The organism is Pandoraea eparura, assembly GCF_902459725.1.
GTDB lineage: Bacteria > Pseudomonadota > Gammaproteobacteria > Burkholderiales > Burkholderiaceae > Pandoraea > Pandoraea eparura.
The window spans coordinates 1-18852 of record NZ_CABPSH010000009.1 but is presented as its reverse complement, the minus strand read 5'-3'; the positions used below and the strand labels follow the sequence as shown (position 1 = coordinate 18852).

Genomic DNA, 18852 nt, shown 5'->3' with positions numbered 1-18852 from the left:
GGGTGAAATTTCAACAGTGGGACGGCTGTTGCATTGACATTTGTTGTCAATATTCGAAGCCTCCGTCTTTAGCATCCGCTTTAAATGCGCTCGTTGCGCATCGCAGACCGTGTCGAGAATTTCCCCCAAGAGTGGCTTGCGTGGGCTCGTGTTTGGTCGAGACAAAGTGAGAGGTGCTAGTCGTATGAACAGGTCGTATCGATCAATTTGGAATGAGACGCTTGGGGCTTGGGTAGCGGTTTCGGAGATTTCTGCCACGCGGGGGAAGCCGAACAAGGGGGGGAGGCAGGCGGTTGAGGACATGCCGGGATTTCCGGTCGCGGAACGCAGAGGAACCGCGTTTGCGTTTGCGCCACTGACAGCGCTCTTTCGGCCGTCTGCGCTGGCGGCTGCTGTTTTCTGCGTAACGACGCTCGGGTTTTCCGGGGCAGTGTTTGCGCAATCGTCCTATTGCGTCAACTCAGCAATTTCGGCGACGGAAGGCACGACGAACGGCACCTATGCGATTGCCTGCGGTAATGGAGCCTCTGCGACAGGCTATTACGCCATCGCGATGGGCGATTCCGCAGTCGCGCTCGGCGGACCGACGTCTGCCGGCGCGATTGCAATTGGCGGTTTGGCGAGCGCCGGGACAACCGGTGGTGTATTCCAAAACGGCGCCGTCGCAATTGGTGTGTATTCCAAAGCAAATAGCACCAACACAACCGGCGGAACCTCTCCCGTTGCCATCGGCGCCAGCTCAAATGCCTCCGGCACCGGGTCCCAGACGGCAATCGGCGATCAGGCGGTAGCCAGCGGGACCGACGCCATCGCGATCGGCGGGCATGCCGGTTCGTCGGGGGTCAATGCTTCGGGAAATGAGTCGACAGCCATTGGGCAGACTGCCACTGCGGCGGGCACGGGGGCAGTGGCACTTGGCTATACCACCCACGCATACAACGATGGCGATTCCGCTTTTGGTAATCAGGCGATCGCCGGCGTATCCGGTGGGGCAGTCACCAATGACACGGCGTTTGGCACCAAGGCGAAGGCGACCGGGGGCTATTCGACCGCGCTCGGACCGAGCGCCAACGCCTCTGCAGCGGGCGCGATGGCCCTGGGTGGCAACGCTACCGGTGGGGCAACGGCCGCAGCCGTGAATGCCATTGCCATCGGCGGTCAATCGTCGGTAGTGGCCATCGGTGCGTCTGGCCTGGCGATAGGCCGGGGTGCGACAGTGAAAGGCGCGTACGGGATCGCAGAAGGTGATGGGATCTCCAGTGGGGCGATCGGCCAGAACGTGGCGATTGGGTCATCGGGAACTACGGCCAATGCCGGCACGTCTGCCGGGGGGGCGGTGGCGATTGGCAGGAGTAACACCGCATACGGCAACGGTGCCGTGTCGATCGGCGACCCAAGCTACGCTTCGGGAACCGGTGCGTTCACGGGGGGGGCGAACGATATCGCGAACAGCGATGGGACCGCGTCGGCAACGCCTTCGAACATGGCCAGCGGCGCTGTGGCTATCGGCAACGCGGACACTGCGGTCGGGCAGGGTTCGGTCGCAATGGGCAACAGCAGCACCGCGGCAGCGGCGGGGGCGTTGGCGCTGGGCGACACTGCCAATGCAAAGGCTGCGGGCGGTATCGCATTAGGTTCAGGGGCGACAGCCACGAACGCCGGTGATGTTGCGTTGGGCCGGAACTCGACGACGAATACGCCGTCGAGGGGGCCATACAGCATCAATGGCGGAGCGGTGGCGGGAACATCGGACACCACGGGTGTTGTCTCCGTGGGGACCACGAGCGCGCCACGCCAGATTCAGAATGTTGCGGCCGGTTCAGTCACTGCGACCAGCCTGGATGCGATCAATGGCAGCCAGCTTTATGCGGTTGGCTCCGCAGTCAACAACCTCGGTGGCAGTGCTGCGACCGGTTTGGGCGGGGGCAGCACATACAACAGCAGTACGGGGCAATTGACGACGGTATTGAACGTCGGCGGCAATACGTACAACAACGTCAATAGCGCGCTGACGGCCATCAACACGACGGCGTCGAAGGGTTGGAACCTGTCGGCGAACGGCGGGACCGGCGTGAACATCGCGCCGGGGGCGACGGTAGACGTGTCGCCGGGCAGCAGTGGCAACGTTACGGTCAGCCAAAACGCGACCAACGGTAATCTGACGATCAACACAAACCCGAACCTGACGGCGACGAGCGTCACCACGGGCAACACCGTGATGAACAACACCGGCGTGACGATCGCGGGTGGCACGAACGGCACGGTGAGCTTGACCAACACCGGTCTGAACAACGGCGGCAACACGATCACGAACGTGGCCAACGGGGTGAACGCGACCGACGCGGTGAACGTGAGCCAGTTGAATCAGCAAAGCACCAGTCTCACCAACGACGGTCTGAACTTCACTGATGCCGCAGGCAATACGATCCACGAGAACCTTGGCGGTACGTTGCCGGTGATCGGCTCGACGACGGCGGCGAGAGGTCTTGCGCTGGACGCCTCGGGTACGACGACGGCAGGCACGTATTCATCGAAGAACGTGCAGACGGTGGCCGATCCGACGACCGGCAAGCTGCAGGTTCAATTGGCGGATAACCCGGACTTCACCTCGGTGACCACAGGTAACACGGTGATGAACAACGCGGGTGTGGCGATCACGGGCGGCACGAACGGCACGGTAAGCTTGACGAACACCGGCCTGAATAACGGCGGCAACACGATCACGAATGTAGGCGCTGGCGTGAACTCCACCGATGCGGTCAACGTGAGCCAACTCAACGCAGTGTCGACTGCGGCGAACGCGGGCTGGAACAGGACGACGGCGGCAACGGGCACGGGCACGGTGAGTGGTACGAGTGTGGCGAATGTTGCTCCGGGCTCGACGGTGACGACGACGGCGGGCAACAACATCGCGATCACGCAGAACGGTACCACCCTGACGATCGCGACAAACCCGGATCTGGTGTCGAACAGCCTGACGACGGGCGATGGCGCGGGTAACACCACGGTGACCAACGGCAGCGGTGTGACTACGACGGATGCGAGCGGCAACAGCACCTCGGTGAGCTCGACCGGCGTGACCATCACTCCGGCAGGGGGTGGCTCGACCGTGACTCTGACCAACACTGGTCTGAACAACGGTGGTAACAAGATCACCAATGTTGCCGCGGGGACTGTCTCGTCGACCTCTACCGACGCGGTGAACGGTAGTCAGCTTTATGCCGTGGAGAATACGGTGAACAACGCTGTGAACGGCGGCGGTATCAAGTATTTCCATGCGAATTCCGCGGCGCCGGATTCCGCGGCGGTGGGCACCGATAGCGTTGCGGTTGGCCCGTCGGCCGTTGCAAACGGCAATACCTCAATCGCTCAGGGGGCCGGAGCAGTGGCGGGCGTGAGCGGCGATCCGACCGTGGCTAACGATGTCGCGATCGGCACCAGCGCAACCGCCACAAGCGGGAGTTCGCTTGCGATCGGTTCGGGCGCTAGCGTCTCGACATCCGGGGGGGTCGCCCTAGGCGCAGGTTCCGTCGCCACGCGTTCGGCCGGAAACTACGTGGATCCAATCACCGGAACCAGCTTTGCGACGCTCTACGGCGCGGTTTCGGTCGGCACGCTCGGTGGCCTGCGCCAGATTACGAACGTCGCCCCGGGCACACAACCGACCGATGCGGTGAACTTGTCCCAGCTCGAGGGCGCCATCGGATTGATGAGTTCGACGCTCAGTAATGAGATTTCGAATTCGACAGGGGCTCCTGTCTCAAGCGGGGGATCGGTCTCGAACGGTAATGAGTGGGTCGCGGGTAATCCAGTCACATACACGGCGCCAACGGCCAGCGGTACGGGGTCGACCGCTGTGGGCAGCGGGAGCGTTGCGTCCGGCAACGGAAGCACGGCGATCGGTGATGGCGCAAGCGCAAGCGGTGCGAACTCCGTGGCACTGGGTGCAAATTCGGTCGCAGATGCGCCGAATACGGTATCGGTGGGCTCACCCGGCAACGAACGCACCATCAGCAACGTCGCACCGGGTGTGAACGGCACCGACGCGGTCAACTTGAATCAGTTGAATGCAGGCGTGGCGCAAGCGAACCAGTACACGGATCAACAGGTTAACAACTTGAGGCGTGATCTGAACGCAGGTGTCGCCGCAGCGATGGCGGTCGCCGGCTTGCCGCAACCGACGGCGCCGGGCAAGAGCATGGTCTCGGTCGCAGCGTCGACGTGGCAAGGCCAGCAAGGCATCGCAGTCGGTTTGTCGACAATCTCGGAAAACGGCAGATGGGTCTACAAGGGCTCGCTGACGACCAGCACCCGAGGCGGCACGGGTGCCGCAATCGGCGCGGGCTTCCAATGGTAAGGACACGGCGCGGTCCTGTGCCGGAAAGCACTGCCGCACCCAATTTGATGGTGAACACTCATGAAATTTAACAAGATCGGCGCAATTGTCGGTATCGGCATTTGCCTGGCGGGTTGTGGCACCGTGCCAACGACCGGCCCGGATGGGCGCGTTGCGTTCCCCGACAGAGACAGCGCATGGCTGAAGGAGGGGACCTTTGTCAACGTCGACAATCTGCGGCAAATGGCTCCCGGGTTGAATAAGACGCAAGTTTACGCACTCCTGAAAGAACCGCACTTTGATGAAGGTGTGATTGGCGTGCGCGTGTGGAACTACATCTTTGACTTTCGGACCGGGCACGGAAACGACTTCATCTCCTGCCAGTACCAAGTCCAGTACGATGAAAATCGGCTGGTCAAGGCGACGTATTGGAAGGAACCGGAATGCGAGAAGTATGTGAATCCAACGCCTGTGGCGGCTGCGACGCCGGCGCCGACGCCGGTCAAGCAGATCACGCTCGACGCGTCATTGTTGTTCGGATTCAACCAATTCGCGCTCAGCGATTTGCGGCCGGAAGGGCGCGCCAAACTTGACAGTATCGCGGCCTCGCTTAGCGATAACGTGGCGAACGGTGAGCGTATCAAGGTCGCGGGATATACCGACCGAATTGGATCGGAAGCCTACAATCAACAGTTATCGCTTCACCGAGCCCAGACCGTTCGCGACTATTTCGCCAGCCGTGGCATCGATGCCCGTCGGATTGATGCCGTCGGTATGGGGAGTGCTAACCCGGTGTCTTCGGGATGTCCCGCCGGACGTTCGGCGGCCGCCTTGCAATGCCTCGCAGCCGACCGCCGTGTGACAATCGAAACCGTTCCCGTCGTCGCCAGTCAACCGCATTGATCGAGTTCCGCAACCTGTGCGCCCGACAGCGGCTTGCCGTTTCGCATTTTTGGACGATGCCGTTCAGTCAGCGCACTGAACGGCATTGGGGGGAAGGGGCGGGTGCCGCCACTGGCGACGCCAACGCTCGCCTCGAAGCTTAGTCGACAGCACCGCGCCCCAACCCCGTTACGGCTTGCAGGATTGCCACACGCGCCTGCCCCAGAATCTGTCCTTGCCAAATCGGGTCCTCGAAGCAGAACGCCGCGCGCACCGCTGCACGAATCGCCGCCGCCTGCACTGCCGGCGCGTCCGGATGCTGGCGTAGCCAGGCATCGGCCCGCAGCATGTGCAACATGTCGATGAGCGGTACCGTGCCATATTCGATGGCCATGGCGGTGACCTGCGCATCCGGACGTGCAAACCGCAAGGTGTCGAGCAATGGCCCGCCAACGTTGGATGCCACCGTCGTGCCGTCGACCGGGCTGGCCAGATCGGCCCCCCACCAGGCACGAGCGCGCCTGAGTTCGGCGGCGTCGACTCGTCCAACGCTGATCTTTTCGCCGTGACCGGGGGGACCAAGCCCGGTATGAAAGTCGATCCACCCCACCGCGTCGCACGCGTGCGCATGCTCGAGGATCAACGCGCCCATCAGTCGGGTGCTTGCCACCGGAGCACGCCCGCCATAGAACAACCCGTCTGCAAATCGATATTGCCCAAGGGTCAGCGCGCGCTGATACGCGGGTTCACCGTGCGCGGCGATATAGTGCGTGATCGCCGCGACATTGTCGTCCGAGGGCGGCCACATCGGTGGCACCAGCAAGGCGTGCAGATCGGCGTAGGCATCGTTGGCCGGCAGCGGCTGTGTGAAGTCGATGCTGTTGCGGTTCAAGTCCACGTTGTCCTCGTTGGTTCGCGACAGCCACGAGAAGCCGTAAGGATTGATGGCATGCACGACAAGGATCGCCACATCAGCCGCCGCCAGGCGTGCCTGTAGTCCTGCATCGCCCAGCAGTGCGACTTGCGCCGCGCTGCCGCAAAAACCCTCTACGCCATGCGTACCCGACGTCAAGATCAATAGCCGACGGGTACGCGCAGCCCCGAGCCGCACAACGTCGGTAGCCAGTGCCTCGCCTTCACGCCCCGCGATGCCGGGGATGAGATGGCTCGTCACGGCAACCCCGGCGGCCCGCGCAGCGGCGGCAAACCGCTCTCGCGCCTGCGCGTAGGTCGCGGAAAAGCATTCGTTGACCATGATGCGTTACGCGACCAGGAAGGCTTCTGCCAGACGAACCCAATACGTGGATCCCAGCGTCAGCACGTCGTCGTTGAAGTCATAGCTCGTATTGTGGAGCATGCAGGGGCCGAGCCCGTGGCCGTGCGCGCGATGATCGCCGAGTCCGTTGCCGATATACGCGTAGCAACCGGGCCGTTCCTGCAGGAAAAACGAAAAGTCCTCCGCGCCCATGGTCGGGTCGATCGGGTAGACAACGTGGTCGCGGCCGACGATCTCCTGCATGACATCGATGGCGAACTGCGTCTGCGTCGCCGTGTTGATGGTCGGCGGGTAATTGCGCACGAATGTGAATTCCGCGGTACAGCCATAGGCGGCAGCCGTCGATGTGCAGAACTCGCGCATGCGCGTCTCCACCAGATCGAGCACGTCGATCGAAAACGTCCTTACGGTGCCGGCCAACGTAGCGGTGTTCGGGATGACGTTGATGGCTTCGCCTGCCTGCATCTGTGTGATGGACAGCACGGCGGCATCGATCGGCCGCTTGTTGCGCGTCATGATGCTCTGCAGTCCAGTACCGATCTGCATCGCCGTCAGCACAGGGTCGATGCCGTCATGCGGCATGGCGGCGTGTGCCCCGGTGCCCTTGACGACGATCCGGAACTCGTTGCTCGACGCCTGCGTTGCGCCAACGCGTGCACCGAAACTGCCGGCGGCGAGCCCAGGCCAATTGTGCAGCGCGAACACCGCGTCGACCGGGAATCGCTCGAACAGGCCGTCCTGGAGCATGGCCTTGGCGCCGCCGCCGCCTTCTTCCGCGGGCTGGAAGATGAATACGATCGTGCCATCGAACGTGCGATGCATGGCAAGGTGCTGTGCAGCGCCCAGCAACATCGCGGTATGGCCATCGTGGCCGCACGCATGCATCTTGCCCGCGTATTGCGAAGCGTGCGCAAAGCGGTTGAGTTCCTGGATGGGCAGGGCATCCATGTCGGCCCGCAGGCCGATGGTCTTCGTGCCGGTGCCATTACGCAGCACGCCGACGACACCGGTCTTGCCGAGGCCGCGGGTGACCTCGATACCCCATGATTCGAGCAGACGCGCAACGATGTCGGACGTTCGCGCTTCTTCGTAACGCAGCTCAGGGTGGGCGTGGATGTCGCGGCGAATGGCCTGCAGCTCGGCGGTGCGTTCAGCGATTTCAGGAATGATGGACATGTGGGTGGGTTCTCTATGGGGGCCCCGATGGCGCCGCCGCCGGCGATCACCAAGCCAGCCGGGGCGCGACATTGGCCATGGGGTGCGTTGTGGAACGGGAGTGGGCAAGGCAGGCGCGGGACGAATGCCCGCGCATGGACAGGGATGTGCCGTTCGTTATTGCAGCGGCATGCGGGAGCGGTCTTGCAGCATCAGGATCGTGATGAGGCCGACAGCCGCGCCGAACAGCCCGTAGTACACGACAGCGAGCTTGTCCCCCGTCCAACTGATGAGAAGCGTGGCAATGGCGCCGGCGAAGCCGCCGAAGATCATGACGGCGAAGTTGTAGCCAATCGCCATCGATGTGGCGCGTACCCGCGACGGGAAGAGTTCGCACACGAAGGCACAATACGAGCCCTGGAACAGGCCGAGCGAGAGCATCAGGCAGCACTGCACAACGATCAGCATTGGCAGGGTCGGCGTGTGACTCACGGCCAGGAACAGCGGATACGTGATGACCAGGCTGATGACGCCGGACGCTACCATCGGCTTCTTGCGGCCGATGGCATCTGAAATCCGGCCCGATGCAAAGGTGCCGATGATGTAGGCGACGGCGGCGCACAGCGACGCGATCACGCTGCTCTTGAACGGAATGCCCAGCGACTTCGTGGCGTAACTCGGCATGTAGTAATAAAAGATGTAGGTGCCAATGGTGCCGTACACCGTCAGGCCGAAGCCGGCCAGCACCTGTCGCCAGTGCGTGGTCACCGACTCGATGAAAGGCGAGCGACGGGGCTCGGCGTGCCTGGTGGCGTCCTTGAATACGGGGGATTCGTCCAGGCGCGAGCGCACGTAGAGGCCAACCGGCACGATCAGCAGGCCGATCGCGAAGGGAATGCGCCATCCGAACGCGTCGATCTGCTCCGGTGTCAGGGTTTGCGTGATGCCCACCGATACGATGGCCCCGAGCAACATGCTGCAGGCCTGCGCGATCATCTGGAAGCTTCCGTATACGCCTCGGCGTTCGACAGGGGCATGCTCGACCAGGAAGGCGGTGGCGCTGCCCACTTCGCCACCGGCGGAAAAGCCTTGCAGGAAACGGCCGATCAACATCAGCACCGGTGCGGCCATGCCGATCGACGCATACGTCGGGGCGAAAGCGATGACTGCGACACCGAGCGCCATGACCGAGATGGTCAGCAGCAGGGCCGACTTGCGGCCGTGCCTGTCGGCGACGTTGCCCAACACGATGCCGCCCAACGGCCGCGTGAGAAAGCCCACGCCAAACGTTGTCCAGGTCGCGAGCAAGGCGGCAGTCGGATTATCGCTGGGAAAGAACTGGCGGGCGATGTTGGCCGCGAAAAACGTGAAGACGGTGAAATCGAACCATTCGAGCGCATTGCCGATGGTGGATACCGCAATGACGCCTACGTCGATACGTTTGCCCGATCGTTCCGGGGCTGTCGGGGTAGTGGCGCTGTCGCGCCCAACTGAAACTTCCATGGAGAGGCTCCTATCTCGAAGTTTGACCTTGGCAAGCCGGATTCACTGGCTCCGAATGATTCTGCTTGTGTAAAAAAATCAACAAAAGCTAGAATTTGTGATCCGTCATCGCAAATATTTTGATGAATTTGCGGCCGTCAGGATCTTCGACACGACCTGCGAGGCAACCCGTGAGCAACCTGCGATTCATGCGTACTTTCGTCGCGGTGGCGCGGTATGGCTCGTTCGCTTCGGCTGCTGAACGTCTGGCGATGACGCAGTCGGCGGTGAGCATGCAAATGCGCGCGTTGGAGGAGGAGTTCGGGCACGCGATATTCGATCGGGTCGGGCGTTCGATTGCCCTCAACGCGATGGGCCGTGCGTTGTTGCCGCATGCGCAGTTGTTGCTGGCGCAATACCAGAACATGCGCATATTGGCGTCCGGTATCGAGTCGCCCGTCGGACCGGTCGCTATCGGTGCAATCGAATCCGCGGTGAGCGCCTTGGCGCCCGCCGTGTTGCAGATCAAGCAGGCAAGGCCGGGGCTGGAGGTCTCGATCCAGACCGCGCGCTCGATAGCACTGACGGCCCAACTCGACGCCGGTGATATCGACTGCGCGGTGCTCGTCGAGCCGCAGGGGCGTCGGCCCGCAGGGGTGCGCTGGACGCCCCTGTATCGAGAGCCTCTGGTGATGCTTGCGCCCGCCGGGATGAAACACGCGTTGAGCGCACGGTTGCTCGCGACGGAACCGTTCTTGCGATTCGATCACACCCAACGCACGGGGGCGCTGATCGATCGCGCGTTACGGCGTCAGCGCATCAAGGTCAACGAATTCCTGGAGTTGAGTTCCATCGAAGGCATCGTAGGACTGGTGCGGCAAGGGCTCGGCGTCACCGTCGTGCCGATGCTGCGCAATGCCACATGGGCGCAAGAAGATACCCTGCGCGTCGTCGCGTTACCCGACGTGACCGAGCAACGTAGCATCGGCCTTCTGGCGCGTACCCGCGACGACAAGGTAGGTATTACGAGCGTCATCGCCCAGCAGATCCTGGCACAGGCTTGAGTTTGCTGGGGGCCACGTGAGGTGTCGCCCATCACGCCCCGGACGGCGCGGCTTCGATCGGGATGTCAGCCACGCGATCGTGGCCGTGCTTGAACGGAAAGGGCCCCTTGGGTGGGGCCGCTCGAATCTTGCATACGCCGTATGTGGGCAGCAGCCATACCGCTTGATCCGGTGACGGCTGGCGCACGACGCTCACACCGAGCGCGTCAGTCCGCCGTCGACGCGAATGTTCTGGCCGGTGATGTACCCACCGCCTTCCGATGCCAAAAACGCCACGGTTGCGGCGATTTCTTCCGCCTTGCCGTAACGCTGCATCGGCACGCTCTCGCGGCGTGTCTCTTGCTGCGGCAGGCTGTCGATCCATCCCGGGAGCACATTGTTCATGCGTACGTTGTCCTTCGCGTACTTGTCCGCAAACAGCTTCGTAAACGATGCCAGTCCGGCGCGAAACACCGCTGACGTGGGAAACATCTCGCTCGGCTCGAACGCCCAGGCCGTCGAGATGTTGATGATGGCGCCCGAGCCTTGCTTCTGCATGATCGGTGTCACCAGTCGCGTCGGGCGTATCACGTTCATCAGATAGATGTCCATGCCGCGATGCCAGTCGTCGTCGGTAATTTCCAGAATCGGCGCGCGCGGACCGTGACCTGCGCTGTTGACCAGCACATCGATGCGTCCCCAGCGTTCGACCGCCAGCTCGACCAGCTTCGCCAGCGATTCGTTCGATTGATTCGACCCCGTCACGCCCACGCCGCCTAGCGCCGTGGCCAGCGCCTCGCCCTTGCCCGACGACGACAGGATGCCGACCTTGAAGCCATCCGCCGCGAGTCTGCGCGCCGCCGCTGCGCCCATGCCACTGCCACCTGCCGTGATCAACGCCACTTTTTCCACCGTCATGCTCAAAACCTCCAGAGACGCCGGCATGCCCACAATGGCAGCCCGCATTGCGATTTGTGCGTGAAAGCCTAACATCTCGGCGAATCTCAGATGACGCACCGGCTCGCTACCAAGGAACTCGGTGTCACTCAGGCGGCCATCGCTCAGCAAGCCCGCGTCTCGGGGCGGCATTGGGCATGAAGCGGTTCGAGCGGCATCCGCCAGCGACGGCTGTCATGGGGGGCAGCCCGCTTGTCGCGCCGCTGTTTGACGAGGTGCTGGCCGTGCGCTCGAGCGCACGAGATTGCGATAAACGGTCATCGCGTTGCGTCGCGTCGCGTACGAGGGCGGGCGGGCGTTAGGCACTGTGGCGCGACAATGACACTTGCCATGTGTGACTTCGTGTCATCATATGGCATGGCCCAGATCCCACTCTTCCCGCTCGGTAACGCCCTGTTTCCTGCTGGGGTGTTGCATCTGCGTATCTTCGAGGTGCGCTATCTCGACATGATCAAGCGATGTCTCGCCGATGGCACCGAATTCGGTGTGGTCGTGCTGCGCAAGGGCAGCGAGGTGCGCTTGCCCGATGGCGTCGAAGCGCCGGCCATGATCGGCACGATGGCGCGCATCGACGACTGGCGCGCGACCATGCCCTCGCTGCTCGAACTCGTGTGCCGGGGCACGACCAAGTTTCGGCTCGCGAGCGTCGAACAGGGGAGGTACGGTCTGTGGACGGGCGACGCGCAAATGTTGCCGGACGACGTCAATGTCGCCATCCCCGACACCTTGCAGATCAGTGCCGACACGTTGGGCAAGCTGATTGCCGGCTTGCAGCGCGACCCCGCGCGTGCGGCGAAATTGCCGCTGGCACCGCCGTACCGTCTGGACGAATGTGGGTGGGTTGCCGATCGGTGGGCTGAATTGTTGCCGCTTCCGCCGCACGAGAAAGAGGCCCTCCTGGGCATCGTCGATCCGGCGGCGCGTTTGGTCCGCATTCAGGCATTCCTGACCGATCACGGCGTGCTGTCCTGATCGCCAGCCGGGATAGGGCCGGGGTGTTCGTTTCGTCAAAGGCGGTCAGACAGGCGATAATGCCGCCTGCAACGTCCTTCCATGCCGACGTAGCGCGTCGTGCCGCCGCCAGCGGCGCCGGGCGCGGCGGTATCGTCACAGAAATCCATGACAGTCCAGATCAACGAAGAACTCAAGGCGTACATCGATCCGCTCACGCCTGACGAATATGCGGCGCTCGAACAGAGCCTGCTCGCCGAAGGATGCCGCGACGCCCTTGTGCTATGGGGTGACGTGCTGGTCGACGGCCACAACCGCTATGCGATTTGCCGCAAGCACGACATCGACTTCCGTACGGTGCAGAACCTGTCGTTCCAATCCATGGACGACGTGCGCCTGTGGATGATCGACAATCATCTGGGGCGGCGCAGTGTGTCCGATTACCAGCGCGGCGTGCTGGCGTTGCGCAAGAAGACCATTCTCGAAGCCCGCACCGGTAGCGATAGCCCGGCGCAAGCCACGGCGCCGCAGGCCGCTTCCGCGAGCGATGCGCCCGAGGCAACGGGGGCCAATGCGTCGATTCCCGCGCATACGATGGCGCTGACTCGCGCGGCGTTGGCGCGTGCGGCGCGCTTGTCGAGCAATACGCTGGGGCAGATCGAGCAGATCCACACGGCAGCGGCGCCGGAGTTGGTGGATGCCGTCAAGCGGGGTGAGGTGTCGATCAATGCGGCGGCAGCCGTCTCGACCCTGCCGCAGGCGGCGCAGGTGGCGGCGGTGGTGGCCGGCAAGCAGGAATTGCGGGAGCTGGCGCGTCAGGTGCGCGAGGCGCGTCCGGTCAAGCCGCGCAAAAGGAAAGACGACGAGATCGCTGAAGACGATGACGGCACGCCGCCGTGGGACACCACCGCGGAGCCGACCGACGAACTCACGCGTCTGTCAAAGGAACTCAAAGCCATGACCGCCGAGCGAGACGCGCTCAAGAAGCGGGTGGCCCATCTGACCATCGCGCTGGCGGAGGCGCGAGCGGGCAAGTGAGCCAGCGAACCCCCAGATCCCCAACCCTTCATCAGGCCAACCTCGACACGCTGCGAGACGGGATCTTGCGCGGCGCGCTCCCGGGGGGCGGGTATCAACTGTGTCAGGAAGCGCTGGCCAAGCGCTTCGACGCGAGCCGGGTGCGGGTGCGCAAAGACGCCGGTTTCCTCTCACAGGCTGCCGATTGAGTCATCACCGTTGATTGCGGCGACCGAAGTCCGGATTCGCGTTCATTTGTGAATTCAAGGCACGAATCTTGTTCGTTTGTGGGGACTTCTTGCGTGAGCGGGAATCCGGGACACTGTGCGCTTTCGTCGTGCCCTTCAACGGGCGTTGTATGCCTTGGCGCGACGCATCCTGACAGGAGTTGCAATCATGAGTCTTCCTGCTTTCGGCCTTGGCACATTCCGCTTGAAGGGCCAAACCGTCGTCGATGCCGTTACCCAGGCGCTCGCGCTGGGATACCGCGCGATCGACACTGCGCAGATCTACGAGAACGAAGCTGACATTGGGCGCGCATTGGCGGCATCGGACGTCAAGCGTGACGCGTTGTATCTGACCACCAAGATCTGGGTCGACAACTTCTCCCGTGACAAGTTGATTCCTAGCCTGAAGGACAGTCTCTCGAAGCTTGGCACCGACCGCGTCGATCTGACGCTGATTCACTGGCCGTCGCCGGCCGATGCCGTGCCGATGGCGGAATACCTTGGTGCGTTGCGAGAGGCTCGCGAGCAGGGTTTGACCGGTGCCATCGGCGTGTCCAACTTCACCATTGCGCTGCTGCAACAGGCCATCGGCATTGTTGGGCCGGGCGAGTTGGCGACCTTGCAGATCGAACTGAGCCCGTATCTTCAGAACCGCAAGCTGGTGGAATTTGCGCGCTCGCAAGGCGTGCATGTCACGTCTTACATGACGCTGGCGTACGGCAAAGTGCTCAACGATCCGGCGCTCGTGAAGATTGCCGAGGCGCATGGGGCAACCACGGCGCAAGTCGCGCTGGCCTGGGCGATGCAGCAGGGGTATGCCGTCATTCCCTCGTCCACCAAGCGCGAGAATCTGGCGAGCAACATGAAGGCGTGCGACCTGCGGCTCAGCGATGACGACATGGCACAGATCGCCACGCTCGATCGCAACGAGCGTCAGGCCAATCCGGCATCGCTCGCGCCGGCTTGGGACTGAAACAGGTGGGAGTCGGGGGAGTGCGGGGGACGGCGGAGCGCTCGTTCGATGTGTGACGGTGGCGGGGCGTATGCGAGAATAGCGCATTGCCGATAGCGGCCAATTGCGCTGAGCGGGGCGCGCCCCAGCGGGGCGGGCGACGCTCGGCGGCTTTTCGTCCACGTTTCATGAATCGAGATTTACCCGCCACCGACGAGACCTACATGGGCCTGGCGCTGCAACAGGCTCGCGCCGCGATGGTGCAGGGAGAGGTGCCGGTCGGCGCCGTGGTCGTGCGCGATGGGCAAGTGATTGCTGTCGGGCACAACTGCCCGGTGGGCGGTCACGACCCGTCGGCGCATGCCGAAATGCAGGCATTGCGAGCGGCGGCACAGGCGTTGGGCAACTATCGTCTGCCGGAATGCGAACTTTACGTGACGCTCGAGCCGTGTGTCATGTGTGCGGGCGCGATCATGCATGCACGGGTGAAGCGAGTCGTATATGGGGCTGCCGATCCCAAGACCGGGGCGTGCGGCAGCGTGATCGACCTGTTCGCGGAACCTCGGCTCAATCATCATGCCGAAGTGCTCGGCGGCGTCATGCGCGACGAGTGTGTCGGCATTCTCCAGACCTTCTTCAGTGAACGACGTGCCGCGGCGAAGGCACGTCGCTCGTCGGCGGCCGCCGAGGCGGCGGGCGCGACCCCAACCCCAACACCGGGATCCCTCAATTGACGCAGACCAGGCTTCTCGAACTGATTGCTCCGTCAGGCTATGCGCCCGACCCCGAGGTTGCCTCGCGCGGCATCGAGACATTGGAGCGACTTGGCTACACCGTCAGCAACCGCGAGGCGCTTGCGCGTCGGTATTTGCGCTTTGCGGGAACCGATGCCGAGCGCAGCAGCGAAATCAACCAGTTGGCGGCGCGTGACCATCCCGTGCCCGAGATCGTGCTCGCGGTGCGCGGCGGTTACGGCGCCGTGCACCTGCTCGACCAGCTCGACTATGAAGGCCTGCATCGCCGGTTATCCGGGGCACCGGTCGCCATCATTGGCCATAGCGACTTCACTGCCGTTCAAATGGCGCTGTTGGCGCAGGCCCATCTCACCACGTTTGCGGGGCCGATGTTGCTGGCGGACTTCGGGGCCGATCCGCTGAGCGAATTCACCCTGACGCAATTCCAATCCGTGTTGCGCTCGCCGAGCCATATGGCCGAGTGGCAGGGGGATGGGGCAAGCGGCGATATCGACGTGTCCGGCACCTTGTGGGGCGGAAATCTGGCAATGGTCTGCAGCCTGATTGGTACCCGATACCTGCCGCAGATCGAGGGGGGCGTGCTGTTCGTCGAGGACGTGAACGAGCCGCCGTATCGCGTTGAGCGGATGCTGTACCAATTGCATCAATCCGGCATTCTGTCGCGTCAGCGCGCGTTGGTGCTGGGAGACTTCTCGCAATATCGCGTGACCGAGTACGACAACGGATACGACATGCCGGCGATGATCGAGAGCGTGCGTCAAGTGATCGGCATACCGATCGTGACCGATATGCCGTTTGGCCACTGCCCCGACAAACTGACCTTGCCGGTGGGCGGCCAGGCCAGATTACAGACATCCGGGGCGCGGGTCACGCTGACGCTTACGGGATATCCCTATCGGTCCGCGTAATATCCAGGCGAGTGCCGACTGAGCGTTCGGCAAGGCGGCATAGCGGCAAGCGAAAGCACGCCGGGTCGATACGACGGCCTGGCGTGCTTTTTTTGTTGTCGCGGCGATTGAGGTGTGTTGCGTGAAATTTGCGTGTTTTTGATATTGTGTTGCGCGATTTTCGATGGCGTTGTCGCGGGCATGGTTCCACCGGAGGGGAGCGTGCCGGTTGAGGGGGGACGAAGGGGGCACGCGTGGACGTGCTGGGTAGTGCGGGGGGCGACTATACGTTTAGACGCAGCCTGAATATCCGAATCTGGCTATGTTTCCGTGGGGTGGATTTGGCTACACTGCTTCGATCGTTTCGCCATTCCCCGAATGCCAGGACACCATGGCCAGCCACACAGCAAGTTCCAACGACTATCCGCGCGATCTCATCGGTTATGGCCGTCACGTACCGTTTGCCGACTGGCCGGGGCGTGCGCGCATTGCCGTCCAGTTTGTTCTGAACTACGAAGAAGGTGGCGAGAACTGTGTATTGCACGGTGATCGCGCGTCCGAGCAGTTCCTGTCCGAGATCATTGGCGCGGCGGCATACGAAGCGCGTCACATGAGCATGGAATCCATATACGAATATGGGTCGCGGGCGGGCGTGTGGCGCATCTTGCGAGAATTCGAGCGTCGCGGGTTGCCGTTGACCGTATTTGGCGTGGCGATGGCCATGCAGCGTCATCCCGAAGTCACCGCCGCGTTTCAGGAATTGGGACACGAAATCGCGTGTCACGGTTGGCGCTGGATTCACTACCAGAACATGGACGAGGCAACTGAGCGTGAGCACATGCGCATCGCCATCGACCTCTTCAAGGAAATGACGGGGAGCGCACCGCTGGGTTGGTACACCGGTCGTGACAGCCCGAATACTCGGCGTTTGGTGGTTGAGCAGGGCGGGTTCGTCTATGACTCCGACAACTATGGCGACGACTTGCCGTTCTGGACGCAGGTGCAGACCGAGGGTGGCGAGGTCAAGCCGCACCTGGTCGTGCCGTACACCCTCGATTCCAACGACATGCGCTTTGCGGCGCCGCAGGGGTTCAACACGGCCGATCACTTCTTCCACTACCTGCGTGATGCGTTCGACGTGCTATATGCCGAAGGGGGCGAAGCGCCGAAGATGCTGTCGGTGGGCATGCATTGCCGGTTGTTGGGTCGCCCGGGGCGATTTGCGGCGTTGCAGCGATTCCTTGATCACATTGAAAAGCATGATCGTGTGTGGGTGTGTCGTCGTATCGACGTGGCACGTCACTGGCAGGCGCGCCATCCGTACGTGGCCGCTTGAGCGTAACCGTTTGTCTAAAGGGTTGTGCAAAGGTCACTGAAGGTTTGCGTGAAGTGGCTGCGTCCGGAGGGGGCGTGGTTGCTGAAAAATATAAATCCGACAGGCGTCATCGGGCTGTGCGAAGAGCATGGCGGGGGCGCCACCGTTGTTCTCCAGGAGAGCCGTTAATGAACGCCCCGTTGTCTATGACCCAGCGTACTGTTGCCGAGCTGTCGGCGTTGCCGCGTGCCGAGTTCGTTGCGGCGCTCGACGGCATCTTTGAGCATTCCCCTTGGGTGGCCGAAGCGGCTTGGGACGACCGTCCGTTTGCCACCGTTGACGCGTTGCAGGACGCCATGTGCCAGGCTGTGATCGATGCCGGCGAAGGCCCTCAGCTCGACCTCATTCGTGCTCACCCGGAATTGGCGGGCAAAGCGGCCGTGCGTGGCGAGCTGACGGCGGAGTCTACGCGAGAGCAGGCGGGGGCGGGGCTGGACCAGTGCAGTGCGGACGAATTTGCGCGGCTGACCGAACTCAATGACGCCTACAAGGCCAAGTTCGGGTTCCCTTACATCCTGGCGGTGCGTGGGCATACCCGTGCCAGCATCATCGAAAACTTTGCCGCGCGCGTTGCCAACAGCCGGGCGGACGAGATCGACGAGTGCTTGCGACAGATCTTCCGAATTGCCGGATTCCGTTTGCAGGATCTGGTCCGCGACTGAGCTGTGGGCGGATTGGGCGGAGGGTGTCCGCCGGAGCGGTTCCCATGCGCTCCAGCCCAAATCATTACGTTTCAGACATTACCGAGTCTCAAGGAGTTGGCATGGCCCTCGCCCCGCAAGATCCGAACGCACCGGAATTCGTGCGCCGTTACGTCAATCTGGCCGATCCGCGTCTGGGTGCGCAGGCATTGGTGGCCAGCGACGAATTCTTCGCGGCCAAAGAGCGCATGCTCAATCCCGAGCCGGCCGTCTTCATCCCTGGCAAATACGACGACAACGGCAAGTGGATGGATGGTTGGGAGACGCGTCGCAAGCGCGTGAACGGCTACGACTGGTGCGTCGTCAAACTGGCGCGACCGGGCGTATTGTTCGGTGTCGATCTCGACACCAGCCATTTCACCGGCAACTTCCCGCCGGCGGCGTCGCTCGAGGGGTGCCACAGCGCCGACGGTGCACCGGGCGAGTCGGCCGAGTGGTTTGAATTACTCGCGTCGACCAGCTTGCAGGGCAATGCGCACCACTACCATGCCATCACCAATTCGCGTGCCGTGACCCATGTGCGAGTGAACCTGTACCCCGATGGTGGCTTGGCGCGTTTGCGCTTGTATGGGTTGCCGCAGGGCGATTGGGCGCGACGCTCGCGCGACGAGTTGATCGACCTCATCGCGATGGAGAATGGCGGTTACGTCGTGGCGGCGAACAACCAGCATTTCGGGATGGCGTCGAATTTGCTGATGCCGGGGCGGGGAGTGAACATGGGCGATGGGTGGGAGACGCGCCGTCGTCGGGAGCCGGGTAACGACTGGGCGATCATTGCCTTGGCGCAGCCGGGCGAGATTACGAAGATCGACGTTGACACGGCGCACTTCAAGGGCAACTTCCCGGATCGTTGTTC

At 62.8% G+C, this 18852-nt stretch carries 15 protein-coding genes and 2 pseudogenes; 13 read left to right on the top strand and 4 right to left on the bottom strand.

The window, feature by feature from the left end:
• Positions 1-184: 184 nt before the first annotated feature.
• From PEP31012_RS24270 to PEP31012_RS16845, 3 genes and pseudogenes are all read left to right on the top strand, one after another.
• Positions 185-2413, top strand: a pseudogene (locus PEP31012_RS24270) (ESPR-type extended signal peptide-containing protein); the annotation flags it as partial.
• 294 nt (positions 2414-2707) lie between these two features.
• Positions 2708-4357: pseudogene (locus tag PEP31012_RS24265) on the top strand (YadA family autotransporter adhesin); the annotation flags it as partial.
• Between the two features lie 60 nt (positions 4358-4417).
• The gene (locus PEP31012_RS16845; RefSeq protein ID WP_150590467.1) at positions 4418-5239 is read left to right on the top strand and encodes an OmpA family protein; all 822 of its coding nucleotides are present in this window, start codon (positions 4418-4420) and stop codon (positions 5237-5239) included.
• A 139-nt stretch (positions 5240-5378) separates the two neighbouring features.
• Here the strand turns inward: PEP31012_RS16845 and PEP31012_RS16840 are convergent, their stop codons facing one another.
• From PEP31012_RS16840 to PEP31012_RS16830, 3 genes are all read right to left on the bottom strand, one after another.
• The gene (locus tag PEP31012_RS16840) at positions 5379-6473 is read right to left on the bottom strand and encodes a M14 family metallopeptidase (protein WP_150590466.1); all 1095 of its coding nucleotides are present in this window, start codon (positions 6471-6473) and stop codon (positions 5379-5381) included.
• Between the two features lie 6 nt (positions 6474-6479).
• Positions 6480-7670, bottom strand: coding sequence for a M20 aminoacylase family protein (locus PEP31012_RS16835; RefSeq protein WP_150590465.1), 1191 nt, complete (start codon positions 7668-7670; stop codon positions 6480-6482).
• A gap of 156 nt (positions 7671-7826) precedes the next feature.
• Positions 7827-9152, bottom strand: coding sequence for an MFS transporter (locus PEP31012_RS16830; RefSeq protein ID WP_150590464.1), 1326 nt, complete (start codon positions 9150-9152; stop codon positions 7827-7829).
• A 188-nt stretch (positions 9153-9340) separates the two neighbouring features.
• On the opposite strand from PEP31012_RS16830, the gene PEP31012_RS16825 reads away from it, so the two are divergent.
• A complete protein-coding gene (locus tag PEP31012_RS16825) occupies positions 9341-10195 on the top strand; it encodes a LysR family transcriptional regulator (protein ID WP_246171348.1) in 855 nt (284 codons plus the stop codon).
• Positions 10196-10387: 192 nt separating this feature from the next.
• Here PEP31012_RS16825 and PEP31012_RS16820 read toward each other — a convergent pair whose 3' ends face one another.
• Positions 10388-11092, bottom strand: a complete 705-nt coding sequence (locus PEP31012_RS16820) for an SDR family oxidoreductase (RefSeq protein WP_150590462.1) — start codon at positions 11090-11092, stop codon at positions 10388-10390.
• Between the two features lie 396 nt (positions 11093-11488).
• Here PEP31012_RS16820 and PEP31012_RS16815 point away from each other — a divergent pair, with 396 nt between their 5' ends.
• The 9 genes from PEP31012_RS16815 to alc all read left to right on the top strand — a co-directional run.
• Positions 11489-12103 carry an LON peptidase substrate-binding domain-containing protein gene (locus tag PEP31012_RS16815; RefSeq protein ID WP_150590461.1) on the top strand — a complete coding sequence of 205 codons (615 nt, stop codon included), beginning with the start codon at positions 11489-11491 and terminating at the stop codon, positions 12101-12103.
• A gap of 147 nt (positions 12104-12250) precedes the next feature.
• Entirely contained in the window at positions 12251-13120 is an 870-nt protein-coding gene (locus PEP31012_RS16810; RefSeq protein WP_150590460.1) for a ParB N-terminal domain-containing protein, read from the top strand.
• A 65-nt stretch (positions 13121-13185) separates the two neighbouring features.
• Positions 13186-13308: a hypothetical protein gene (locus PEP31012_RS24170; RefSeq protein ID WP_281355508.1), complete on the top strand. Its 123-nt coding sequence runs from the start codon at positions 13186-13188 to the stop codon at positions 13306-13308.
• 187 nt (positions 13309-13495) lie between these two features.
• Entirely contained in the window at positions 13496-14299 is an 804-nt protein-coding gene (gene dkgB / locus PEP31012_RS16800; RefSeq protein ID WP_150590459.1) for a 2,5-didehydrogluconate reductase DkgB, read from the top strand.
• A gap of 167 nt (positions 14300-14466) precedes the next feature.
• Positions 14467-15012 carry a tRNA adenosine(34) deaminase TadA gene (gene tadA / locus PEP31012_RS16795; protein WP_150590458.1) on the top strand — a complete coding sequence of 182 codons (546 nt, stop codon included), beginning with the start codon at positions 14467-14469 and terminating at the stop codon, positions 15010-15012.
• Complete coding sequence (gene ldcA / locus PEP31012_RS16790; protein WP_150590457.1) at positions 15009-15941, top strand: muramoyltetrapeptide carboxypeptidase; 933 nt, start codon at positions 15009-15011, stop codon at positions 15939-15941. The genes tadA and ldcA overlap by 4 nt, the downstream gene beginning before the upstream one ends.
• A 370-nt stretch (positions 15942-16311) precedes the next feature.
• Entirely contained in the window at positions 16312-17256 is a 945-nt protein-coding gene (gene puuE, locus PEP31012_RS16785; RefSeq protein ID WP_150590456.1) for an allantoinase PuuE, read from the top strand.
• A gap of 179 nt (positions 17257-17435) precedes the next feature.
• The gene (gene uraD / locus PEP31012_RS16780) at positions 17436-17957 is read left to right on the top strand and encodes a 2-oxo-4-hydroxy-4-carboxy-5-ureidoimidazoline decarboxylase (RefSeq protein WP_425494970.1); all 522 of its coding nucleotides are present in this window, start codon (positions 17436-17438) and stop codon (positions 17955-17957) included.
• 101 nt (positions 17958-18058) lie between these two features.
• On the top strand, positions 18059-18852 hold a 794-nt coding region (alc, locus tag PEP31012_RS16775), incomplete at its 3' end, for an allantoicase (RefSeq protein WP_150590455.1).